The sequence below is a fragment of the Streptomyces smaragdinus genome (assembly GCF_009604385.1).
Lineage (GTDB): Bacteria > Actinomycetota > Actinomycetes > Streptomycetales > Streptomycetaceae > Streptomyces > Streptomyces smaragdinus.
Genome location: NZ_WEGJ01000003.1, coordinates 24,938 through 47,239 on the forward strand (window position 1 = coordinate 24,938; position 22,302 = coordinate 47,239).

The following is a 22,302-nucleotide window of genomic DNA, read 5'->3' on the forward strand; positions in this document are numbered from 1 at the left end:
GGACTCTCGGGGAGGGAAGACGCTGATGCAACCGGTACACGCGCGGACAGCCACGGTCACGGAAACCCTGCGCACGCTCGAGAGGGTGCTGCTGCGGGCCGGTCACAGCACGGCCAGGCGCAATGCCTGGAACGCGGTGCTGGAGGACCGCCGGCGGGCACGGGACCGCCGGGAGACCGAGCAGGTGATGAGGGCCACGACGACCGGGGGCGTGCGGCCCACGTAGAATTCTGGACATGGCCACCGCATCCCCCGAGAACAGCCCCGGGCGACTGAAGCAGATCGCCCTGACGTACAAGATGACCAAGAAGGCCGATCCCGCGATCGGTCTGTGGATCGCCGGCACCGGCATCGTGATCCTGGGCGCCCTGCTGGGCCTCGGCTTCGCCCTCGGTCATCCGGTCTACCTGGGCATTCTCGGTCTGCTCCTGGCCCTGCTGGGCATGGCGATCATCTTCGGCCGGCGGGCCGAGAAGGCCGCCTTCGGTCAGATGGAGGGCCAGCCGGGCGCCGCGGCGGCCGTGCTGGACAACATGAAGCGCCAGTGGACGGTCACCCCGGCCGTGGCGATGAACCGCAACCAGGACGTCGTGCACCGCGCCGTCGGCAAGGCCGGCATCGTGCTGGTCGCCGAGGGCAGCCCGAACCGGACCAAGAGCCTGCTGGCCGCCGAGAAGAAGCGCATGGCGCGGATCGTGGCCGATGTGCCGGTGCACGACTTCGTCGTGGGCAACGAGGAGGGCCAGGTCCCGCTGAAGAAGGTCCGCGCGACGCTGATGAAGCTGCCGCGGACGCTGTCGGGGCCGCAGGTGACGCAGGTCAACGACCGGCTGAAGGCGCTCGGGGACCTGATGTCGAACATGCCGATCCCGAAGGGGCCGATCCCCGGGCGCGGGATGCGGATGCCGAAGGGGCAGGGGCGGATGCGCTGAGCGTTTTTCTCCCGTACGTACGCCGAAGGGGCCGGAATCCGGCCCCTTCGGCGTTTTCGTTTCCGTACGGCTAGATCCGGACCTCGACCGAGCCCGCCAGGCGGTCGTGCAGACCGCGGGTGTCCCGGTCCCAGATCACGGCGGGGATCACCAGGCAGAGCAGCGCGGTGCGCACGACCGTACGGCCGAGGCCCAGCCGGGCGCCGCCGGCGCCGATCACCCGGATGCCCAGGATCCGCTTACCCGGGGTGACGCCGATCGTGCCCACGGTGACGACGGCGAGCACGAAGTAGACCAGGATCGCCCAGTTGCCGATCGAATTCTGTTCACCCCGGGCGAACAGGCCGTATGCGATCACGAGGCACAGGATCCAGTCGACGAAGAGCGCGGCGAACCGCCGCCCCACCGGCGCGATCGACCCCGGGCCCTCCTGGGGAAGTCCCAGCCCCTCGCCGCGGTAGCCGAAATCGACGCCCATCGACTCCGCCGCCGCACGGGGCCCCGAGAGCCACGAACCCGCCGCCTGACGCTTATCCATCTCTGCCACACGTCCACGGTACGCCGCCGCCCGAAACACCCCGCCGCCCGGGTCGCGCTGCGGGGCTGGTGGGACGGGGCTGGTTAACATCGACGAAACAGATGGGTCATGCCCGAGAAATCCCCGGAATCTAAGGTCGGGGCGAGCATGCCACCGCACTGGCCTGCCGAAGCGCAGCAATCCCGATCGCAGCTGAGCGCCGGGATAAGGAGGAGTTGGATGTTCCAGAACGCCGAGGATGTCAGGAAGTACATCGCCGACAACGACATCAAGTACATCGATGTCCGTTTCTGCGACCTTCCGGGCATCATGCAGCACTTCGCGGTGCCGGCCGAATCGTTCGACCCGGCCGAGACGCTGATGTTTGACGGCTCGTCGATCCGCGGGTTCCAGGCCATCCACGAGTCCGACATGGCGCTCGTCCCGGACCTCACGACGGCCCGTCTGGACCCGTTCCGGGAGGAGAAGCACCTCAACATCAACTTCTTCATCCACGACCCGATCACCGGCGAGCAGTACAGCCGTGACCCGCGGAACGTGGCGAAGAAGGCCGAGGCGTATCTGGCGTCCTCCGGCATCGCCGACACGGCGTACTTCGGCCCGGAGGCCGAGTTCTACGTGTTCGACAGCGCCCGGTTCGAGACCTCCGCGAACCGCTCGTTCTACGAGATCGACTCCGAGGCCGGCGCCTGGAACACCGGCGCCCGCGAGGACAACCGCGGTTACAAGGTCCGTTTCAAGGGCGGCTACTTCCCGGCCCCCCCGGTCGACCACTTCGCCGACCTGCGCGCGGAGATCTCCACGGAGCTGAGCAAGTCCGGCCTGCAGGTCGAGCGCCAGCACCACGAGGTCGGCACGGCCGGCCAGGCGGAGATCAACTACAAGTTCAACACGCTGCTGGCCGCCGCCGACGACCTGATGCTCTTCAAGTACATCGTGAAGAACGTCGCCTGGCGCAACGGCAAGACCGCGACCTTCATGCCGAAGCCGATCTTCGGCGACAACGGCTCGGGCATGCACGTCCACCAGTCGCTGTGGCAGGGCGGCGAGCCGCTCTTCTACGACGAGCAGGGCTACGCGGGCCTGTCGGACACCGCCCGCTACTACATCGGCGGCATCCTGAAGCACGCCCCGTCGCTGCTGGCGTTCACCAACCCGACGGTGAACTCGTACCACCGGCTGGTGCCGGGCTTCGAGGCGCCGGTGAACATGGTCTACTCGCAGCGCAACCGCTCCGCGGCGATCCGGATCCCGATCACGGGCGCGAACGCGAAGGCCAAGCGCATCGAGTTCCGCGCCCCGGACCCGTCGTCGAACCCGTACCTGGCGTTCGCGGCCCTGATGATGGCGGGCCTGGACGGCATCAAGAACAAGATCGAGCCCGCGGAGCCGGTCGACAAGGACCTCTACGAACTCGCCCCCGAGGAGCACGCGAACGTCCCCCAGGTCCCGACCTCCCTCCCCGCGGTCCTGGACGCCCTGGAGGCGGACCACGAGTACCTCCTGGCGGGCGGCGTCTTCACGCCGGACCTGATCGAGACGTGGATCGACTACAAGCGGACGAACGAGATCGCGCCGATGCAGCTGCGGCCGCATCCGCATGAGTTCGAGCTGTACTTCGACATCTAGGATCCGCGCGGGTCGGACGGGGTTCTCCCCCTCCGGACCGGATGCTGACCGTGGGCCGTGCCTTCCAGTCCGGAAGGCACGGCCCACGGGTCGTTTCCGGGGCGTACGTCCGCGGGCGCGCTACGGCCGCAGCCGTACGGGCAGGGTCTGGTGGCCGTTCGTGATGAACGATTCCAGTTGGCGGAGGTCGGTGGGGGGTGTGGCCAGGGTCAGGGTTGGGTGGTGGGTGAAGAGGGCTGGGAGGGATATCGCGGCCTCCAGTCTGGCCAGGGGGGCGCCTATGCAGTGGTGGACGCCGTGGCTGAAGGCCAGGTGGTCTTTTGTGGGGCGGGTTATGTCGAAGGCCGTGGCCGTTTCGCCGTGCCGGGCCGGGTCGCGGGAGGCTGCCGCGTAGCAGCCGAGGATCGTGTCGCCCTTGTGAAGGGTCAGGCCGTTGGCCAGGGTGATGTCTTCCGTCGCGAAGCGTAGGGGGACGTTGGGGACCGGGGGTTGGTTTCTGAGGGTTTCTTCTATTACGTCGTCCCAGGTGGCCTTGCCCGTGCGGACCAGGGTCAGTTGGTCGGGGTGGGTGAGCAGCGCGAGGATCGCGTTGCTGAGGAGGTTGCCCGTTGTCTCGTAGCCCGCGCTGACGAAGAGGAGGAGGGTGTCGACCAGCTCTTCTTCGGTGAGGGGTGTTGTGTCCGCGTCGCGGGCCGCGATCAGGGCCGAGGAGAGGTCGTCGCCGGGGTGGGTGCGCTTCCGCGTGATCAGGTCGCGGAGGATTCGCTGCAGGCGGGGGTACGCCGCGACTACCTCCTCGGGGGGTGACTTGGCCAGGTTGGCCAGGAGGTCCACGCAGTGGGATGTCTCCTCGCGGGTCTCCTCGTCCGTGATGCCGAAGAGGTCGCAGATCACCGCGATCGGGAGCGGGTACGTGAAGTGTTCGCGCAGGTCCACGGGCTCCGTCGGGGGGTGGGTCGCCAGGTCGTTCAGGAGGGCGGTCGTGATCGCCTCGATGCGTGGGCGCAGGGCCGCCACGCGGCGGGGGGTGAAGGCGTTGCCGACCAGGCCGCGGAGGCGTTGGTGGTCGGGGCCGTAGGCCGTGAGCATGTTGCGCATCGCGACCCAGGGGAACAGGGGCCAGTCCGGGGAGATGTCGCCGTTGATCCACGCCGGCCAGTGCTGGTGGGCGTCCTTCGAGACGCGAGGGTCGGTTAGTAGGCGTTTGAGCAGGTCCAGGTCGGTCACGGCCCAGGATTGGACGCCGCCGGGTAACTCGACGCGGGTGACTGGGCCCCGGGCTCGGAGGCGTTCGGCCTCCGCGAGGACGTCGTGGCCGGTGGGGTCGATCACGAAGGGGGGTAAGTCGGCCGGTCCGTTCATCGGGGCCTCCGGGGGGGCGTGGGTCCGCCCCCGCGGTGGTCGTGGGTGGCGGCGACGGGCATCGGGACTCGAACGGTAGGCGTAGCGGTGACGGCGCCGCTACGGGGCCTGTGCGGTGGCGGGGTCCCCCTCACCCGTGCGGGCCTGCCGGGTGGCGGGGCGGGGAGTGCTGGCCGACCGTGGGGAGCGGTCCGGCAGCGACGGCGGGAGGAGGGGCCGCGGGCGTGGGTGAGCCGAGCGCGGTGCAGGGGGGCGGGACGCCGGTGTCCGGTGCGGTGCGGACCCGGGCGCCCCGGCGGGGCGGGGGGCGCGGGAACCGGCGCGTCTATGTGCTGCGCAGCCAGGCCTCCGCCCTGCTCCTGGTGGTCGCCGGGGCCGCCCTCGGCCGGCTGGTGCCGGACTGGGAAGGGCGTTCCTCGGGGCTCGGGCTGGCCTTCGACACGTCCACCGCGCAGGCCGCGCTCGCCGCCATCGCCGGCAGCATGATCACGCTCGCCGGCTTCGTCGTCACCGCGATCACCCTGGTGGTGCAGACCGTTCAGACGATGTCGCCGCGGCTGGTCGGCGCGCTGGGGCACTTCAGCCGCTACGTCCTCCTCTTCGGGCTGCTCATCGGTACGGCCCTGTACGCGCTGGTGGCGCTGAGCCAGATCCACGGCGACCAGGTGCCGCAGATCACCGTCACGGTGGCCATCGCCCTGGTGCTCGTGGACGCGGCGGCCGTGCTCGTCCTGCTGGCGTCCCTGCGCCACGCCGTCACCGGCGGCGGGCTGGCGCGTGCGGTGGGCGACCGGCTGCGCGAGGTCATCGACCGTACCTACCCGCCCGGGGGCGGCACCGGGAGCCCGGTCGCCGAGGAGGCCGGGCCGTCCGTCGCGTCTGTCGTCCGACGTGGCCGGCCGGGGGTGCTGTGCGGCGTCTCCGAGGCCCGGCTCACGGAGCTGGCGGCCCGGCACGGGGTCCGGGTGCGGCTCACGCGGGCCGTCGGCGACTTCGCCGGAAGCGGCGACACCGTCGCCCGGCTGGACGGCGACCGTATCGGGCCGCGGCTCACGGCCCGTGCCGCGGCGTGCTTCCGCTACGGGGCCGGCCGCGATGTCGAACAGGACGCGGCCTACGGCTTCCGGCTGCTCGCGGACATCGCCGTGCGGGCGCTGTCCCCGGCCGTCAACGATCCGACCACGGCCGTCCAGGTCCTCGACGAGATCGAGGACAACCTGCTGCGGATCACCGGCCGCCCCCTGGGCCCGGCCTGGCTGACCGACCGGAGCGGCCGCCCCCGGGTGTTCTGTCCGGAGCCCGGCTGGGAGGAGTTCGTGTCCGTCGCCCTCGACGAGACGATCCTCTACGGCGCCGGCAACCCGCAGACCGTCCGCCGGCTGCACGCCCTGTTCGACCGTCTGCTCGCCGTGGCCCCCGCGGACCGCCGCGCCGCGCCGGCCGCCCGCGCGGCCGCCCTGGACCGGCTGTCCGCCGCCGCCCTCACCGACCCCCTGATGACCCGGCTGGCGGGGCGCCCGGACCCCCAGGGACTCGGCGGCGCCGTCGCCCAGGACGCCGCGTAGGGGTGTCTCCGTCGCCTGCGTCCCGGGGGTCACGACAGCCACTCGAAATAATCGAATGAACGTCCACAACTGCCCGCTGACCAGCGGGATTTGTCAGTGGGGCATCGTACAATAGAAGAAGAATCCAAGCCGGGATTCTGTGACGCCGAGGAGGTCGCCGGATGACCGTGGCCCGCTCCCCCGTCCAGCCCACTCTGTTTCCGCTGCGCAAGAAGAGGCTGCCCGCCGGGAAGCCGCGTGTGTGGTACATCGCCCATAACCGACGGCTCAAGGCGATGCGGATAGCCATCGCCCTGCTGGACACCGGGGTGTACACCCCGCGGCAGGCCACCGACCGGGTCGTCCGTGAGACGGCCGCCCGGATCGGGGTGCATCCGCCGTCGGCCACGACGTGTGCGCAGGTGCGCCGGCTGCTGCCCAGGTTGTGAGTCCCGTGCCCGGCGCGGTCCTTCGGGGCCGCGCCGGGGCGCCCGGCCGTAAATGGGCTGCGTACGCCGCCCCGCGCGCTCCACACTGAGGTCCGCATCCGATCCCGCCTCGTCAGGAGCCCTCCCATCCAGGCCGCAGTATCCGTGACCCCGGCCCGCATCCCCGAGCTGCTGCTCAATCTCGCCACCGTCCGCCCCGTGTTCCTCTGGGGCGCGCCCGGCATCGGGAAGTCCTCCCTGGTGCGGGACTTCGCCGAGTCGCTGGGCCTGGAGTGCGTCAGCCTGCTCGGCACCCAGCTCGCCCCCGAGGACCTGATCGGCGTCCCGCAGATCCGCGACGGACGCAGCGTGTTCTGCCCGCCGGAGACCATTGCCCGTGACGAGCCGTACTGCCTCTTCCTCGACGAGCTGAACGCCGCCACCCCCGATGTGCAGAAGGCCTTCTACTCGCTCATCCTCGACCGCCGTATCGGCTCCTACGAACTGCCCGAGGGCAGCATCGTCATCGGCGCCGGCAATCGCGCCACGGACAACGCCCTGGCCCGCCCGATGGCCTCCGCGCTGGTCAACCGGCTGACGCACGTGCATCTGCGGGCCAGCGCCACGGACTGGCTTACCTGGGCGGGAGGCCACGGCATCCACCCCTGGGTCACGGACTACCTCGTCGACCGGCCCGACCACCTCTGGTCGGCGCCGCCCAAGACGGAGGAGCCGTTCTCCACCCCGCGGTCGTGGCACATGCTCTCCGACGCCCTGCACTCCTTCGGGCCCACGCTCGACGAGGACACCCTGGCGGTCGTCACCCACGGCACGCTCACCCCCTCCCACGCCGTCTCGTTCCGCGGCTACGTCAAGATCGTGCGGCACGCCCACGGCCTCGACGCGATCCTCAAGGGCGACGCCTCCTGGCCCCACCGCCCCGAGGACCGGGACCTGCTCTACTACCTCGCCGAGGCGTTCCGGGGCCGGCTGGTCAAGGACCTCCCGGCGAGCAAGGACCACGCCTCGCCGGCGGTCCGTCAGACCGCCTACCGCGCGAAGGCGCTGCTGGTCCAGCTCGCGGAGATCTCCGTCGAGGTAGCGCAGACGGTCATCGCGGCGGACGCGAACGACCAGCCGGTACTGCCCGCCTGGTTCCTCGTCGAGGCCGCCCGCGACATGCCCCGCCTGGTGGAGGCCCGCCGGTGAGCCGGCGGCGCGGGGGAGACCGGCCCGACCCCGCCGGCGAGGCGTATCTGCGGGGCCGGGAGATCATCCGCGGCAACCCCGCCCTGGCCGCCCTCAACGTCACGTACTGCCGCTCGGAGGACTGCGACCACCGCCCGGAACACGGCCTGGCCCGCGTCACCTCGGACGGCACCGTCCACGCCCACCCCACCCGGCGCGCCGACCCCGCCGAGTGGGCCTGGGCCCTCGCCCACTGTCTGCTGCACCTGGGCTTCGGCCACGCCCCCGCCGCCACGGGCCCCCGCGCCCAGCCGGACCGCGCCGAACTGGCCGCCCGCTGCGCCGTGGTGAACCGCTTCCTGCTCTCCTTCCCCGTGGGCCGCGCCCCCGACCACCACCCCGCCGACTATCCCGGCGGCGACGAGGACCAGCTCACCGACCGCTGGCGGCGCGACGGCGTCCCTCCCTCGTACGCGGACTGCGGAGCGGCCCGGGGGGAGGCCGACATCGAGCTCGTCCCCTGGCACCGCTGGTCGCGGCCGGAGGACTGGCAGCTCGCGTTCGCCCACGCCCTCACCCGCACCGTGTCCGCCTCGATGGACGTCGCGGGCGGCCGCCGCGAGACCCTGGACGGCGAGCGGGTCCGGCTGCAGCCGTGGGACCGCGCCCTCAACTGGTTCATCTCCTCCTATCCGCTCCTCGGCGGCATCGCCGCCGGGCTCACCCTCGTCGCCGACGCCGAACTCGCCCACGCCCAGGGCATCTCGATCGCCGCGGTGAGCCCCGCCGCCGGCGAGATCTATCTGAACCCCCTGCGGCGCTTCACCGACGAGGAATGGCGCTTCGTCCTGGCCCACGAGATGCTGCACGCCGCCCTGCGGCACGGCGAGCGGTGCGGCGCCCGCGACCCGTATCTCTTCAACGTCGCCGCCGACTACGTCGTCAACGGCTGGCTGCTGGAGATGGACGTCGGCGACATGCCGGAGGGGCTGCTCCACGACCCGGCCCTGGCGGGGCTGTCCGCCGAGGAGGTGTACGACCGGCTCGTCACCGACCGGCGCCGGCTGCGCAGACTGGCCACCCTGCGCGGCAAGGGCCTCGGCGACGTGCTGGGCGAGCCCCTCCCCCACGCCCCCAGGGACTACGTCGACCTCGACGAGTTCTACCGCCGCGGCCTCCAGCAGGGCTTCGACCTGCACCGGCGCGAGCGCGGCCTCCTCCCCGCCGGACTCGTCGAGGAGATCCGCGCCCTGAGCCAGCCCCCCGTGCCCTGGGACGCCCGGCTGGCCCGCTGGTTCGACGAGTACGTCCCCCGCCCCGAGCCCCTGCGCAGCTACGCCCGCCCCTCCCGCCGCCAGGCCGCCACACCCGACATCCCGCGCGCGGGGCGATACTTCCCGCCCGAGAGCGTGCCCCGCCACACCTTCGGCGTCCTCCTCGACACCTCCGGCTCGATGAGCCGCACCCTCCTCGGCAAGGCACTCGGCGCCATCGCCTCCTACGCCACGGCCCGCGACGTCCCCGCCGCCCGCGTGGTGTTCTGCGACGCCGCCCCGCACGACGCCGGCTATCTCCCCGCGACGGAGATCGCCGGCCGGGTCCGCGTGCGCGGACGCGGCGGCACCGTCCTCCAGCCGGGCCTCGACCTCCTGGACCGCGCCGGGGACTTCCCCCGCACCGCCCCCGTGCTGATCATCACCGACGGCGCCTGCGACGTCCTGCGCGTGCGCCGCGAACACGCCTACCTGACCCCGCCCGACGCCCATCTCCCGTTCACCCCCCGCGGCCCCGTGTTCCGCCTCGGCTGACCCAGCCGGGCCCGCCGCCGCGCCCGCAGCCCGTGCCGCCGGGCCTCCCGGAACTCCGCCCTGACCTGCCGTCGCCGCGCCCTGCCCGCCGCCGCGGCGGCGATCCGCTCCCGTACCACATCATCCGCGTTCGTCATGTCACACAGAGTGACACACGCCGGCGACACGGCCCCGAGTTATCCACAGGGCCGGGCAACCGACCAGGTCACGGACGTCGGCGACGTACGGCGTACTGGCGCGAACGCGCCCGGACAACGCCGAATACAACGCGAATTCAGGGGCCGCCGGATGGCTGACGTGGACCCGGTGGGGGCATGTCAGGATGTGAGGGCGACGGTGTCAGGCGGTTTCCGGGGAGGGCTACATGCTGGGCATCCGGGTGGAGAGCGAGGTCGGGGAGCATGTGCTGCGGCCGACCGACGAGGCGTTTCGGGAGCTCGTACGGCGGATCGGCGGGGACGGGGACAAGTTCCTCGTCGTCGAGCGGGTCGACGCCGAGGAGAACGTGTACATACAGGTGTGGCACGAGGCCGGCGGCAACTACCAGCTGGAGCATCGCGCCGGCGGCCCCGACCGGCACTACCGGGTGGACGTCGACAACGCGGAGACCGTCGCCGAGGTGATGGTCGGCTGGGCCCTGCGGGCGTCGGGATGGGACGACCCGGTCGAGTGGGAGCGCGTCGATCTGGGGGCCGACCAGGAGCCCGTGCCCGAGCTCGACCCCGAGATGCGCGAGACGCTCGAGGAGCGGGTGCGGGAGGTGCTGCGTACCGGGTACGCCGACCGCCACGAGCTGGCCGAGACGGCCGAGGAGTATCTCGTCGACGGTGACGACCGGCCCGTGTCCGGGGCGCAGGCCTGGGCGCTCGTGCAGCGGCTGTGGCGGGAGCGGCTGGCCGAGGAGGCCGGCTGGGAGGGCGTCACGGATCCCGAGCGGATCGAGGAGGTCTTCGCCGGTCTCGAGGAGCGGGGTATCACCGCCCGCCCGGACTTCACCTGCTGCCGCAACTGCGGGATGTCGGAGATCGGCGCCGAGGGCGCGGAGGGCGCCCGGGGGTTCGTGTTCTTCCACCGGCAGGCGACGGAGTCCGCCGCCTCGGGGGGCGGACTGAGCCTGTACTACGGCGGGTTCGACGGTGCCGCCGACACGACGGCGGCGGTCGGCCGCGAGGTGGCCGACGCGCTGGGGGCGGCGGGGTTCACGGTGGAGTGGAACGGGTCGCCGGACAAGGCGATCAGCGTGGAAGGGCTGGACTGGCGCAAGCGGTTGCCCGGGCAGGCGACCGGATAGCGGACGCCCACTCCCGCCCGTGCGGCACGCGATCTAGGCTGCGGCGACAAGCAGTCGGACCGACCCGTACGAGGAGCCGCCGCAGTGACCGTCATCGCGAACGCCGCCGAAGCCGCGTCCCCGCCCCCGCTCGCCGCGCGGGCGTCCGCGATCGGCGGTTCGCCGGTACGTGACATCCTCGCGGTGACCGCACGGCCCGAGGTGATCAACTTCGCGGGCGGGCTGCCCGCGCCGGAGCTCTTCGACGCGGACGGGATAGCCGCCGCGTACGCCGCCGTACTCGGCGACGGCGGCGAGGCGCGGCGGGCGCTGCAGTACTCGACGACGGAGGGCGAGCCCGCCCTGCGCGCGGCGATCGCGGAGCGGACGACCGTACGGGGGCTGCCGACCGGCCCGGACGACGTGCTGGTCACGACCGGCTCGCAGCAAGGTCTGTCGCTGCTGGCGACGGCGCTGGTCGAGCCGGGCGACACGGTGCTCGTGGAGAGCCCCTGCTATCTCGCCGCCCTCCAGTGCTTCGCCTTCGCCGGCGCCCGCGTCGTCCCCGTGCCCTGCGACGCGGACGGCATCGATCCGGCCGCCCTGGACGAACTCGCCGCCCGGGAGCGCCCGAAGCTGCTCTACACGGTGCCCACCTTCCAGAACCCCACCGGCCGCACCCTCCCCGCCGACCGCCGGGCCGCCGTCGCGGAGGTCGCCGCCCGGCGCGGGCTGTGGGTGGTCGAGGACGACCCGTACGGGGAGCTGCGCTTCGCCGGCGTCCGCACGCCGTGGATCGCCTCCTACCCGGGCGCCGAGGACCGCTCCGTCCTCCTCGGCAGCTTCTCCAAGGTGATGGCCCCCGGCATGCGCCTGGGCTGGCTGCGCGCGCCTGCGGCCCTGCGGCGCGCCTGCGCGGTCGCCAAGCAGGCGGCGGATCTGCACACCCCGACCGTCAACCAGCTCGCCGCCGCCCGCTATCTGGCGGACCGCGATCTGGACGCCCACGTGGCGCGGGTCGCCGCCGTGTACGGGGAGCGCCGGGACGCGATGCTCGCGAGACTGCCCGGCGCGCTGCCCGCGGGGTCGGCGTGGAACGAGCCGGAGGGCGGCATGTTCCTGTGGGTCCGCCTGCCCGACGGCTACGACACCACGGAGCTGCTGCCGACGGCGGTCGCCCACAACGTGGCGTACGTCCCCGGCGCGCCCTTCTACGCCACCGGTCCCGATCCGGCCACCATGCGCCTGTGCTTCGTCACCCAGACCCCGGCGGAGATCGCCGAGGGCCTGGTCAGACTGGGTGCGGCGGTGGGCACCGAGGGCTGAGCGAGGGGCCGCTGTCAGTGCCCGCGGGCATACTCGCCGTATGACCCCGGACGAGTTGCGCACCGCCTGCCTGGACTTCAACGGAGCCGTGGAGGAACAGCCGTTCCCCGGCGCCTCCGAGGTGTCGGCGTTCAAGGTGGGCGGCAAGATATTCGCGCTCTCGTCGCTGCCGGCCGAGCCGCTGACGGTCAGCCTCAAGTGCGATCCGGAGCTGGCCGTACGGCTGCGCGCGGACCATCCGGGGATCGTCGGCGGCTATCACCTCAACAAGCGGCACTGGAACACGGTGTCGCTCGACGGCTCGGTGCCCGGCCGGCTGGTGCGGGAGATGATCGAGGACTCGTACGACCTGGTGGTGGCGTCCCTGCCGAGGGCCGAGCGGCTCAAGCTGGACTGGAGTGGCGAGCGGGGTCCGTGATGCCCGAGGTGCAGGGGTGGACATAGCGGCCAATACTGGTGGAGACCTGATGGAGGCCGTCATGACCGACGACTACTCGATGCTGGATCTCTTCCTCACCATGCTCTGGTTCTTCCTCTGGATCATGTGGCTGTTCCTGCTGTTCAGGGTAGTCATGGATATCTTCCGGGACCACGATCTGAGCGGCTGGGGCAAGGCCGGGTGGCTGATCTTCTGCATCCTTCTGCCCTACCTCGGCGTGCTGGTCTACGTCATCGCCCGTGGCCGCGGCATGGGGCAGCGGGACATCAAGCAGGCCAAGGACAACGACGCCGCCTTCCGCGCCTACGTGCGGGACGCCGCCGGCACGGGCTCCGCGAGCCACGCCGAACAGCTGGCCAAGCTCGCCGACCTGCGGGACCGGGGCGCGATCACGGAGGCGGAGTTCCAGCAGGCGAAGGTGAAGATCCTTACCTAGAAAACCGGTTCGCGATGTACCGGCCGGGATTGCAGGATGATCCGCATGACTTCCTTCCAGGCCCCGGACGGCACCTCTCTCGCCTACGACGAACACGGCGAGGGGGCGCCGCTGGTCTGTCTCCCGGGCGGGCCGATGCAGGATCCCGGCTATCTCGGCGAGCTCGGCGGACTGCTCCCCCGGCACCGGCGGCTGGTCGTGCTGCACGCGCGGGGCACGGGGCGGTCCGCGGAGCCCGCCGACCCCGGTACGTATCGCTGTGACCGGCAGGTCGGGGACGTGGAGGCGTTCCGCGCGGCGCTGGACGTGGACCGGATGGATCTCCTCGCCCACAGCGCGGGGACGAATCTCGCCCTGCTGTACGCGGTCCGGTATCCCCGGTACGTCCGCAGCCTCGTCCTCGTCGCCCCCAGCGCCGCCGCCGTCGATCTGCACCCGTCCGACGAGGTGCGGCGGGAGGTGGCCCGGCTCCGGGCGAAGGAGCCGTGGTTCGACGAGGCCTGGGCGGCGCTGACGGACCTGCAGGCCGGCACGGTGACCCCCGACACCATCACGGCCATCGCGCCGTTCCGGTACGGGCGGTGGAACGCGGACGCCCGGGCGCACGCGCAGGCGGAGGACAAGCAGCGCAACGCGGTCGCCGCCGCGGGCTTCAACGCCGAGGGGGCCTACGATCCGGCCGGGCTGCGGGCCGCGCTCGGGTCGCTGTCCGTGCCGGTGCTGCTGGTCGCCGGCGAGCTGGACGTCAATTCGCCGCCCGCCGCCGTCGCGGAGCAGGCCGCACTCTTCCCCGACGCCCGGCTCGTCGTCCAGCCCGGGGCCGGGCACTTCCCGTGGCTGGACGATCCGGAGGCGTTCACCGCCACGGTCGCCGACTTCCTGGCGGAGGTCAGCTGACCCGGTTCAGCCGCCGGGCGGCCTCGACCGCGTCCCCCAGCTGGACGTGGTTCACGGCGATGACCGTGGGCAGCCGGCCCCGCAGCCGGGCGCACAGGCGGGCCCGGCCGACGATGAACTCGGGCTGGTTGATCCGGGCGGCGGCGGCCCGGTCGGCGCTGCGGTCGCGGGTGACGAAGTGGTTGAGCAGGAAGATCCGTTTGGCGTGCCCCGCCCCGCCGCGGTTCGGCGCGCAGTCCAGCTGCTCCGGGTCGGCGATCTGGTACGGGGTCTCCGTCGCGTACCGGTAGAGGTTCGGGTACCACGGCATCGGCCCGTCGGCCTGTTCCGCGAACACCACCAGCCGCTGCCCCCGGCGGATCATCGTCCCCAGCGTGGGCCAGGGCCCGGTGGGGTCGGCCGGCGGGCGGGCCAGCAGCCGGGTCAGGCCCGCCTCGCGGAACGCCCTCTCGGTCGCGGCGGGGGTGATCCCGTCCTGCACGATCAGCGTGACGACGTCCCGGGGATGCGCGTCCAGCCAGCGGCCGATCGCCCGCAGCTGGGCGGTGAGGCCGGAGGCGCCCAGGCGGCACGGGCCGTGGCAGAGCCAGGTGCCGCGGCGGGCGGTGACCACGTCGTCGACGGCCCGTACCAGGGTGTCGCGGGTGGGTCCGCGCAGGCCGAGGCCGGGCGGGAGGAGGGTCTCGCCGGTCTCCCAGTAGTGGGTGTCGAGCAGGAGGGCGCGGACGCCCCGGTCCAGCTGGCCGGTGATGGTCTGGTCGTGGTGGGCGTTGAGGAAGCCGTCGGCGACGGTGGCCATGGCGTTGTGCGCACCGATCTGGACGACCCGGTCGTACGGGCGGTCGCACAGCTCCGCGGACCCGTCGCAGAGGGGGCCGGCGGCGGCCGCGGTGGGCGGGACGGCGGGGAGCAGCGCGAGCTGGGCGGCGACCAGAGTCCCGGCGGCCAGGGAACGGCGCCGGGAGCGGCGGTGCAGCGTGGGCAGCAGCACGGCGGCGGCGGTGAGCGCGACGACGGCGAGGGCCCAGCGTTCGGCCGCCGCCGCGTACAGCCGCGCGGTGACGTCGGCGAGGAGCGCCCCGACACTGGGCGGCAGCCCCGGCGCCGGCTCCGCCGGGGCGGGCAGCAGCGCCCAGGCCAGCAGCCCGGCGCCGGAGGCCAGCACGGCGGCCCCGGCGCACACGGTGGCGGCGGTCCGCACGGGGGCCGCGGAGGACCGTACGGCCAGCAGACCCACGGCGGCCGTGACCAGCAGCACGGCGATGAACGCGGGACCCGAACCGGCGACGATCAGCACCGGCCGCAGATAGCCGAAACCAACCGTCGGACCGGCCGAAGCGGGGGCGGCGACCCGGGCGGCGGGCGCGGCGGCGAGCAACGGGGCGCTGGGCGAAGGCGGTTTGGCGCCGTCGTCGGAAGGGGAGCCGGACCCGCCCAGGACCTGGAGCAGCGGATCGAGCACCCCGTTGATCCGCGCCGCCGTCCGCGGGTCCCAGGTGTCCGTGACGAACGCGTTCAGCGGCGGCCGCAGCGCCGCCGAAGCGTCACCGGAGCGCCACTGCTCGGCCGGTACCTCCTTCAGGTCCCGCGCCAGCTCGTCCAGCCGCTCGGCGGTCCGCGGCTCGGCGTCCGCCCGCAGCGCGGTCAGCTGCCGCTCCCCGGCCGCCTGCGCGCTGTGCGCGAGCGGACGCAAGAGCTCCTGCCGGGACACGCTGCCCGTACGCCCGGTGAGATACGAGGTCAGCGCCGTCGCCGCCCGGTCGCCGGCCGCCTCCAGCGCGGGGCGCGGGACGAGCAGCGGCAGGTTGTCGATGACGACGTCACTGCGCAGGGGGATGCCCAGCGCCCCCGCGCGCAGCTCGGCCCGTACCACCGGATCGGTGAGGATCTCGTCGTACGCCCGGTCGTAGCCGTCCACCGCCCGCAGCGCACGGGTGTACGACGCGGGATCGGCGAAGGTGAGGCGGGCGAACGCCAGCACGGTGAGCGCGAAGAGCAGCACGGCGGCGACACCGTCCACCGCACGCCGTCCGCCGCCCATGCGTCCCACCCTCGGCGGGACGGACGGGCGGCGCGAGCGGAGCTAGGCCGAACCGGTGCGGAGATCGGCGGAGGTCAGACCAGCCCGGACTTCTCCAGCGACGAACACACCGTGTCGACGATCAGCCGCGTCACCACATACGGATCGACGTTCGCGTTCGGCCGCCGGTCCTCGATGTAGCCCTTGCCGTCCTTCTCCACCTGCCACGGGATACGCACGGACGCGCCGCGGTCGGAGACGCCGTACGAGAAGGTCTCCCAGGACGCCGTCTCGTGCGCGCCCGTGAGGCGGGACTCGACGCCGGCGCCGTAGTTCCTGATGTGCGTCAGCGGCTTGTCGCCCTCGCCGAGCGCCTCGCAGGCGGCGACGATCGCCGTGTAGTCGGCGCGCATCCGCTTGGTGGAGAAGTTGGTGTGCGCGCCCGCGCCGTTCCAGTCGCCCTTGGCCGGCTTGGGGTCCAGGGTGGCGGAGACGCCGAAGTCCTCGGCGGTGCGGTAGAGCAGCCAGCGGGCCACCCACAGCTGGTCGGCGACCTCGAGCGGGGACAGCGGGCCGACCTGGAACTCCCACTGGCCGGGCATGACCTCGGCGTTGATGCCGGACAGGCCGAGGCCCGCCTTGAGGCAGTTGTCCATGTGCGCCTCGACGATGTCGCGGCCGAAGATCTCGTCGGCGCCGACGCCGCAGTAGTAGCCGCCCTGCGGGGCCGGGAAGCCGTTCTCGGGGAAGCCGAGGGGGCGGGAGCCGTCGAAGAACGTGTACTCCTGCTCGATGCCGAAGAGGGACTCCTGGCCGGCGAAACGCTCGGCGACCTCACGCAGCTCCGCGCGGGTGTTCGACTCGTGCGGCGTCATGTCGATGTCGAAGACCTCGCACAGCACCAGGATGTCGGCGCCGCCGCGGATCGGGTCCGGGCAGCTGAAGACCGGCTTCAGCACGCGGTCGGAGGCGTGGCCCTCGGCCTGGCTGGTGCTGGAACCGTCGAAGCCCCAGATGCCCGGCTCGGCGCCGTCGGCGACGATCTTCGTCTTGGAGCGGAGCTTCGCCGTCGGCAGGGTGCCGTCGATCCAGATGTATTCGGCCTTGTACGCCACGGTCGCCGTCCTTTGCGGGTCACTGGGTCCTTCTGTCCCACACAGTGCCAACAGGCGATTTCCCGGCCGTTGCCCGTTTGTGAACCCCACGTAACACAGGTGTCTCACGCGCCGCCGCGGCGATGGGCGTGGTCGCGGACGTGCTGCTGGACCAGCTCCCCGAAGCCGAGCCGGCCGATCCGGCGGACCAGCTCCTCGTGGGTGCAGCCGAAGGCCTCGGCGGCGGCCCCGATGTGCCAGTCGTGGGCGGCGAGGGTGGTGAGGAGGTGGCCGCGGCGGACCTGGTTCTCGGAGAGGCGGAAGGTCTTCAGGTACGCGAGCCGCCCGTCCCGGCCGGTGATGGCCTCGCCGATGTGCTGCTCGCGCTGCCGTTCGAAGGGCGGGCGGAAGCGTACGAGGTCGTAGCGGCCCATCCGGCGCTGCCGGTCATAGGTGTACGTCTCGTCGGGCAGCCCGGCGGCCATGGTGGAGTCGTGGAACGCGGCCCACTCCCGCTCCTGCGCCCGCGCGGCGGCGCGCAGGTCGTCGAGGGAGCGCACGCCCCCGGCGTCGAGGCGGGCGGTGAACTCCGGGACGGGGCCGCCGTAGACGGCGTAGTGGTGGATCAGCTCGCCGTACATGTCCTGCAGCAGGGTCGCGTGCAGGACACGGTAGTCGTCGGGGTGGGGGACGACGAAGGCGGCGGCGAGGGCGTCGGCCGCGTACACGAGGACGCCGCACTGCCCCGGGTGGATCTCGAAGATCCGCAGCGCGTCCCGCAGCCCCTCGACCTCGCCGCCGGTGTACGCCTGCTCGGTGCGCGGCGACAGGCCCTGGCGGACGGCGCGCTGCGACCACTCCTCCCAGATGACGGACGGGCCGCCGAAGTGCAGCGCGAGATAGCCCTCCATGGCCAGGTGGAGGGGGAAGAAGCGGACGCGGCCTCGGTCGCCGCGCCGGACCATGCGGCGGTGGAAGCGCACGGGGCAGCAGCGGACGGGCCGGTCCGGCTCGACGATCTGGGTGCCGTAGGCGACGGCGGGGCCGCCGTCGCGGGTGAAGGAGGCGACGAGGCCGTGCGGGATGTACGAGGTGTAGGCGGTGCCGTCGTTCAGGCGGACCACGCCGTACGGGGTCTGCTCGTACACCTCGCGGTGCAGCCGGAGGTCGGTCAGGGGCTGGGCGCGCAGGAGGGGGACGAGGCGGATGGCGCCCCAGACCTGGGAGGGGGCGGGGGTGAGGCCGTCGAGGTTCATCGGGGGTCCTCCAGGAAGCGTGCCACCCTCCGGTCCAGATGCGCCCGCAGCTCGGCCGGGCCGGTGCGTCCGGTGGCGAAGGCGGCGAGCTCCACCAGCGCCGGGAGGTCCTCGGCGTCGCGGATGCCGGCGGTGGGGACGGCGGGCGAGAGGCGGTGGACGTCGAATGCGTCGGCGTCGTACACGGGGTTGAGGTGGACGACGGCGGTGCGCTCCTCGGGGTCGAGGCGCTCACGCCAGGCGCGCAGGACCTCGCCGGCAAGTCCGGGCGGGGCGTTGTCCCAGCCGTCGGAGACGATGACGAGGCGCTCGGGGGCCGGCTCCAGGGCGTCGAGGATGCGCAGGCCGAGGGGGGTCGGCCCGTACGGGTACAGCAGCAGTTCGTCCGTGCGCCCCGACGTCCACAGCGTGCGGTGACGGGGGGCGAGGGCGGCCAGCAGATAGTGGGCGGCCAGGGCCACGGCGAGGGGGCGGCGGCGCTTCTGGGTGGAGCCGGCGGTGGAGAAGCTGTCGTCCAGGACGGCCGCCGTGGGCCCCCACGTCCCCGCCCGGTCGCCCGCGGCCCGGCGGGCGGCGGTACGCAGGGCGGCGGTGAGCTCGGCGCGGCGGGCGGCGCGGGTGTCGAGGGGCAGGGCGAGGACGTACGACGCGAGGCGGGTCAGCGGCATCCGGCCCAGGTCCGCGGCGACCTCGCCGGCCCTCGCCTCGCGGGCGGACTCCTGCAGGCGCAGCCGCTCGAGCCGGGTCATCCCGGGGGCGATGCGGTCGAGGAACACCCGGCGGGGGATCCGGTGCTTGGCGGCGAAGCCCTCGGCGACGGTGAACGGCAGCTCGTACAGGGCGGCCTGGGTGTAGCGGGCGCGGCGGTAGGTGTCCAGCAGAGGGTGGTCGTAGCGGGTGCGGGCGCGGGGGGCGAAGAGGAAGTCGCCGAGCTCGCCGCGCGTGGGCAGATGGGCGTGCCGGGCGGCGGTCTTCACGCCGCTGCGGTACTTGACCGCGTCGAACGCCGGGTCGGGGCGAGCGGCGAGCCAGTCCCGCATGATGGCGCGGGTGCGGCGGTTGTTGACCTTCGCGGTGCGCAGCCGGGCGAAGAGCCGGTAGACGCGCTGCGGCGGCATCGCGGCGAGCCGCCGGGCGATCAGCCGGCCCTCGGTACGGCGCTGCCCGGGGGAGATTCCGGCGGTGTCCGCCAGCAGCCGGTGGATGATCAGCGCCGCGTTGTGGTCGTTGATGTCCAGGGCGAGGGTGGCGGCGTACAACTCCCGGTAGTTTCCCTGCACATAGGCGTGCAGGAATTGCAGGGACATCCGCTGTTCCGCCGCGTCGGAGCGGAATTCCCGCTGTCCGGTCGAGGTGATCGCGGCGTTGACAAAGAACAGCACGTCCTCGGCGGCGACAAGATTCGCGCGGGTGTCCATGACTCCTCGGCCGGCATACGTCGAAAGGACGGGTGCCGGCCGGGGAATGAGGGCACGAGCTGCGAATCATCGCTTCAAAGGCGGGTTCCGGAAGTCGCACCGGAGTCCCGCGGCCGGCCCGGCGAACGTATCATCGCGGGCCGTCCGCGCTCCCGTGGATTTCGGGGACGGACGGCCCGCGTCCCGTGGCTAGCCGACGTTGTCCGTGTGCGTCACGCCGCTGCCGCGGTACGCCGCGACCTGCGCGGTGACCTGGGCCGGGGTGAGGATCTGGTCCTTGGCGTAGTAGACGTAGTCGACCTTCTCGTCGTACGCCCGCGGGGTGGTGGAGCCGGCCAGACCGCCGGAGATGATCCAGTGGTTGAAGTTGATCGACATCGGGGTCTCCGGCAGATACGGCTCACCGTGCGTGCCGAAGAGGGCGCCGTCGACGTAGTACTTGATGGACGTGTTGTCGACGGTCACCACCAGGTCGTGCCAGCCGTTGTAGCTCTGGCGGACGTTGGTGTTGGTGTTGACGGCGTTCCAGGGGTCGGGGTTGTACGTCTCCCAGGACGTCGTGTAGAGGATGTTCGTCTGCTCGCCCCAGCCGCCGTTGGGCAGGTACTCGAAGTCCAGCTCGCCGTAGTTCGGGTCCATGGGGGCGTTCAGCGGGGTGATGGTGAAGAACGTCTGCACCATCTGGTCGCCGTCGGGGCCCGACTTGGGGGCGTCGGAGAAGTACACCCGGGCCGCGTAGGTGCCCTTGGTGAACTTCTGCTGGTGGTAGAGCTCGGTCTGCCGGGTGCCCTCGTTGGTGCCGTTGGTGGACGTCTCCAGGTTCAGTACGGCGTTGCCGCCGGTCACCGGGAAGGTCACCTTCGACGGGTCCCAGGTGGCGCCGGGGATGCCGGGGCCGCCGGCGTACGAGCGGACGGTCCAGCCGCGCTGCTGGAGGCGGGCGTCGGCGGAGGAGGTGTAGTTGAAGTCGTCGAACATGGCGGGCTTGGTCGGGTCCGGGCCGCCGGGCTCCCCGGGCTCGCCCGGCTCCCCCGGTTCGCCGGGCTCGCCGGGGTCGTTGCCCTCGGGGGCCGTGCCCCACAGCAGGGTGCCGCCGCGGTTGACGGTGACCTTCGTCCAGTCCGCGTACGTGGTGCGGGCGGCGGAGAAGGAGTAGTCGTCGTTCTGGTTCAGCGACTGCCAGTCGGCGCGGTAGAACCGCAGCTGCATGTCACCGGTGTCGGCGCCGGGCGCGAGGGAGCCGGCGCCGGAGGTGAAGCCGACCTCGAGATAGCGGTCGGCGGTCGCGGTGGGATGGGCGAGGGTGCCGAAGGTGCCGGTGATGTTGGCGCACCCCTTCACGGCCCAGGAGCAGGCGAAACGGTACTGCTGGGACGCCGAGTCGGCCTTGAAGTAGTAGCGGACCGTCAACCCGGCCAGCGGCACGCTGGTGGTGCCGGAGTTTCTCAGCTTCAGCCAGGGCTCCGCCTGGTCGGAGCCGGTCGATCCGGTGTGGTACTGCGCGGCGACGGACTCGTCGGCGGCATTCGCGGCGGAGGGGGCCAGGACGGCGCCCAGGGCACAGGCGGTGACGATGGCGGAGGCGGTGCGCAGACGGGTACGGCGGCGTGTTCTCACGGTGGTTCCTCCTTGGTGGGGGGTGGCGCGGGGGGTGCGTACCGAAGCCGAGGATTGACCAATTGGTAAGGTGTATCTGCCGAAAAGCAAAGTGGCATAGACCACGATGAGCGTCAAGACCCCCGGTCCCGACGGGGGTTGAAGCCGAGCTCCGGTACTGGTACCGGACCAACTGGTAAGGTCTCTTCCATGAATGCCGGTACGGGCAGCGAACCCTCCGGAGTGCTGAAGCGGGAGCGGGTGCGCGACTTCCTGCTCCAGCTCGTCGACGAGCGCCGCCCCGGCGACGCCATCCCCTCGGAGCGCACCCTGTGTGCCCGGCTCGGCGTCTCCCGTCCCACCCTGCGCGCGGCGGCCGACGAACTGGTCGCCACCGGGCTGCTGGTGCGCGAGCACGGCCGGGGCATGTTCGTCGCCCCGGAGAAGATCACCCAGGAGCTGGTCTCCGCCGACCGCTCGCTCACCGTGCCGCAGGCGGCCGGCGCCTGGTCGAGCCGGCTGCTGGAGTTCACCACCCGCCCTGCGGGCGCCCGCGTCGCGCGCCGGCTGCGGATCTCCCCGGCCGCGGAGATCACGTACGTGGCCCGGCTGCGGATCGTGGACGACGCCCCGATGGCCATCGAGTATCTGCACATCCCCGCCGTCCTGGTCCCCGGCATCGGCGCGGAGGAGCTGGAGACGGGCGATCTCTACGAGCATCTGCGCACCCGGCACCAGGTGTTCGTCCGCGAGGCCCTGCAGTCCATCGAGCCCACGGTGACCAGCGCCGCCGAGGCCCGGCTGCTGGACGTCCCCGAGCTGTCGCCGGCGCTGCTCTTCGAACGGCTGACGACCGACGCCGGCGGCCGGCCGGTGGAGTACGTGCACTCCCTCTACCGGGGCGACCGCTACCGGATCGTCTCCCGGCTCACCCTCGGCGACGCCCCGGCGGGCGCCGCCCCGCCCGCCGGGGCCGCGCACCACCCGGGCATCCCGCCGGACGAGCGGGGCTTCCGCGCGGCGGTGTCGTCGTCGACCAGCGGGGACGTGCACGGGGCCGGCTGACGGCGCGCGAAGACCAGGGCCCCGCCCTCCCGCTGCAGTTCGGGAGGCCGGGGCCC

At 72.5% G+C, this 22,302-nt stretch carries 20 protein-coding genes; 13 read left to right on the forward strand and 7 right to left on the reverse strand.

What is annotated here, in order from left to right; translation table 11 throughout:
* Positions 1-25: 25 nt before the first annotated feature.
* Entirely contained in the window at positions 26-226 is a 201-nt protein-coding gene (locus SRB5_RS06270) for a hypothetical protein (protein WP_153450457.1), read from the forward strand.
* Between the two features lie 10 nt (positions 227-236).
* Positions 237-932, forward strand: a complete 696-nt coding sequence (locus SRB5_RS06275; protein ID WP_153450458.1) for a DUF4191 domain-containing protein — start codon at positions 237-239, stop codon at positions 930-932.
* 70 nt (positions 933-1,002) lie between these two features.
* On the opposite strand, the gene SRB5_RS06280 is transcribed toward SRB5_RS06275, so the two are convergent.
* Positions 1,003-1,470 (reverse strand): RDD family protein, encoded by a 468-nt coding sequence (locus SRB5_RS06280; RefSeq protein ID WP_153450824.1) that lies wholly within the window; start codon positions 1,468-1,470, stop codon positions 1,003-1,005.
* A gap of 219 nt (positions 1,471-1,689) precedes the next feature.
* Here SRB5_RS06280 and glnA point away from each other — a divergent pair, with 219 nt between their 5' ends.
* The gene (gene glnA, locus SRB5_RS06285) at positions 1,690-3,099 is read left to right on the forward strand and encodes a type I glutamate--ammonia ligase (RefSeq protein WP_153450459.1); all 1,410 of its coding nucleotides are present in this window, start codon (positions 1,690-1,692) and stop codon (positions 3,097-3,099) included.
* Positions 3,100-3,219: 120 nt separating this feature from the next.
* On the opposite strand, the gene SRB5_RS06290 is transcribed toward glnA, so the two are convergent.
* Positions 3,220-4,461 carry a cytochrome P450 family protein gene (locus tag SRB5_RS06290; protein ID WP_153450460.1) on the reverse strand — a complete coding sequence of 414 codons (1,242 nt, stop codon included), beginning with the start codon at positions 4,459-4,461 and terminating at the stop codon, positions 3,220-3,222.
* Positions 4,462-4,685: 224 nt separating this feature from the next.
* Between SRB5_RS06290 and SRB5_RS06295 the strand changes: the two genes are divergently transcribed.
* From SRB5_RS06295 to SRB5_RS06335, 9 genes are all read left to right on the forward strand, one after another.
* Positions 4,686-6,026: a DUF2254 domain-containing protein gene (locus SRB5_RS06295; RefSeq protein ID WP_153450461.1), complete on the forward strand. Its 1,341-nt coding sequence runs from the start codon at positions 4,686-4,688 to the stop codon at positions 6,024-6,026.
* Positions 6,027-6,187: 161 nt separating this feature from the next.
* Complete coding sequence (locus tag SRB5_RS06300; RefSeq protein WP_153450462.1) at positions 6,188-6,454, forward strand: hypothetical protein; 267 nt, start codon at positions 6,188-6,190, stop codon at positions 6,452-6,454.
* Positions 6,455-6,580: 126 nt separating this feature from the next.
* A complete protein-coding gene (locus SRB5_RS06305; RefSeq protein WP_323377291.1) occupies positions 6,581-7,642 on the forward strand; it encodes an ATP-binding protein in 1,062 nt (353 codons plus the stop codon).
* Positions 7,639-9,429: a vWA domain-containing protein gene (locus tag SRB5_RS06310; RefSeq protein WP_323377162.1), complete on the forward strand. Its 1,791-nt coding sequence runs from the start codon at positions 7,639-7,641 to the stop codon at positions 9,427-9,429. The genes SRB5_RS06305 and SRB5_RS06310 overlap by 4 nt, the downstream gene beginning before the upstream one ends.
* 364 nt (positions 9,430-9,793) lie before the next feature.
* Positions 9,794-10,720, forward strand: a complete 927-nt coding sequence (locus SRB5_RS06315; RefSeq protein ID WP_153450464.1) for a DUF6891 domain-containing protein — start codon at positions 9,794-9,796, stop codon at positions 10,718-10,720.
* An 84-nt stretch (positions 10,721-10,804) separates the two neighbouring features.
* Positions 10,805-12,025 carry an aminotransferase-like domain-containing protein gene (locus tag SRB5_RS06320; RefSeq protein WP_323377163.1) on the forward strand — a complete coding sequence of 407 codons (1,221 nt, stop codon included), beginning with the start codon at positions 10,805-10,807 and terminating at the stop codon, positions 12,023-12,025.
* Positions 12,026-12,065: 40 nt separating this feature from the next.
* Entirely contained in the window at positions 12,066-12,443 is a 378-nt protein-coding gene (locus SRB5_RS06325; protein WP_153450465.1) for an MmcQ/YjbR family DNA-binding protein, read from the forward strand.
* A 61-nt stretch (positions 12,444-12,504) separates the two neighbouring features.
* Complete coding sequence (locus SRB5_RS06330) at positions 12,505-12,900, forward strand: SHOCT domain-containing protein (protein WP_153450466.1); 396 nt, start codon at positions 12,505-12,507, stop codon at positions 12,898-12,900.
* 45 nt (positions 12,901-12,945) lie between these two features.
* Positions 12,946-13,797 (forward strand): alpha/beta fold hydrolase, encoded by an 852-nt coding sequence (locus tag SRB5_RS06335; protein ID WP_153450467.1) that lies wholly within the window; start codon positions 12,946-12,948, stop codon positions 13,795-13,797.
* Here the strand turns inward: SRB5_RS06335 and SRB5_RS06340 are convergent.
* The 5 genes from SRB5_RS06340 to SRB5_RS06360 form a co-directional block, all read right to left on the reverse strand.
* A complete protein-coding gene (locus tag SRB5_RS06340; protein WP_153450468.1) occupies positions 13,790-15,838 on the reverse strand; it encodes a PI-PLC domain-containing protein in 2,049 nt (682 codons plus the stop codon). The two genes, SRB5_RS06335 and SRB5_RS06340, sit on opposite strands and share 8 nt — an antisense overlap.
* Before the next feature lie 74 nt (positions 15,839-15,912).
* A complete protein-coding gene (gene glnII / locus SRB5_RS06345; protein WP_323377164.1) occupies positions 15,913-16,932 on the reverse strand; it encodes a glutamine synthetase in 1,020 nt (339 codons plus the stop codon).
* 104 nt (positions 16,933-17,036) lie between these two features.
* On the reverse strand, positions 17,037-18,167 hold the full coding sequence (locus tag SRB5_RS06350; RefSeq protein WP_153450469.1) for an ARPP-2 domain-containing protein: 1,131 nt from the start codon (positions 18,165-18,167) through the stop codon (positions 17,037-17,039).
* Positions 18,164-19,585 (reverse strand): hypothetical protein, encoded by a 1,422-nt coding sequence (locus SRB5_RS06355; RefSeq protein ID WP_153450470.1) that lies wholly within the window; start codon positions 19,583-19,585, stop codon positions 18,164-18,166. The genes SRB5_RS06350 and SRB5_RS06355 overlap by 4 nt, the downstream gene beginning before the upstream one ends.
* 189 nt (positions 19,586-19,774) lie before the next feature.
* Positions 19,775-21,202, reverse strand: coding sequence for a cellulose binding domain-containing protein (locus SRB5_RS06360; RefSeq protein WP_323377165.1), 1,428 nt, complete (start codon positions 21,200-21,202; stop codon positions 19,775-19,777).
* 189 nt (positions 21,203-21,391) lie between these two features.
* On the opposite strand from SRB5_RS06360, the gene SRB5_RS06365 reads away from it, so the two are divergent.
* The gene (locus SRB5_RS06365) at positions 21,392-22,246 is read left to right on the forward strand and encodes a GntR family transcriptional regulator (RefSeq protein WP_153450471.1); all 855 of its coding nucleotides are present in this window, start codon (positions 21,392-21,394) and stop codon (positions 22,244-22,246) included.
* Positions 22,247-22,302: the final 56 nt, after the last annotated feature.

Excerpts from the sequence above, each read along its gene's own strand:
- SRB5_RS06270 (WP_153450457.1), top strand. The coding sequence starts at position 26 with ATGCAACCGGTACACGCGCGGACAGCCACGGTCACGGAAACCCTGCGC.
- SRB5_RS06275 (WP_153450458.1), top strand. The coding sequence starts at position 237 with ATGGCCACCGCATCCCCCGAGAACAGCCCCGGGCGACTGAAGCAGATC.
- SRB5_RS06280 (WP_153450824.1), bottom strand. The coding sequence starts at position 1,470 with ATGGATAAGCGTCAGGCGGCGGGTTCGTGGCTCTCGGGGCCCCGTGCG.
- glnA (WP_153450459.1), top strand. The coding sequence starts at position 1,690 with ATGTTCCAGAACGCCGAGGATGTCAGGAAGTACATCGCCGACAACGAC.
- SRB5_RS06290 (WP_153450460.1), bottom strand. The coding sequence starts at position 4,461 with ATGAACGGACCGGCCGACTTACCCCCCTTCGTGATCGACCCCACCGGC.
- SRB5_RS06300 (WP_153450462.1), top strand. The coding sequence starts at position 6,188 with ATGACCGTGGCCCGCTCCCCCGTCCAGCCCACTCTGTTTCCGCTGCGC.
- SRB5_RS06315 (WP_153450464.1), top strand. The coding sequence starts at position 9,794 with ATGCTGGGCATCCGGGTGGAGAGCGAGGTCGGGGAGCATGTGCTGCGG.
- SRB5_RS06325 (WP_153450465.1), top strand. The coding sequence starts at position 12,066 with ATGACCCCGGACGAGTTGCGCACCGCCTGCCTGGACTTCAACGGAGCC.
- SRB5_RS06330 (WP_153450466.1), top strand. The coding sequence starts at position 12,505 with ATGACCGACGACTACTCGATGCTGGATCTCTTCCTCACCATGCTCTGG.
- SRB5_RS06335 (WP_153450467.1), top strand. The coding sequence starts at position 12,946 with ATGACTTCCTTCCAGGCCCCGGACGGCACCTCTCTCGCCTACGACGAA.
- SRB5_RS06340 (WP_153450468.1), bottom strand. The coding sequence starts at position 15,838 with ATGGGCGGCGGACGGCGTGCGGTGGACGGTGTCGCCGCCGTGCTGCTC.
- SRB5_RS06350 (WP_153450469.1), bottom strand. The coding sequence starts at position 18,167 with ATGAACCTCGACGGCCTCACCCCCGCCCCCTCCCAGGTCTGGGGCGCC.
- SRB5_RS06355 (WP_153450470.1), bottom strand. The coding sequence starts at position 19,585 with ATGGACACCCGCGCGAATCTTGTCGCCGCCGAGGACGTGCTGTTCTTT.
- SRB5_RS06365 (WP_153450471.1), top strand. The coding sequence starts at position 21,392 with ATGAATGCCGGTACGGGCAGCGAACCCTCCGGAGTGCTGAAGCGGGAG.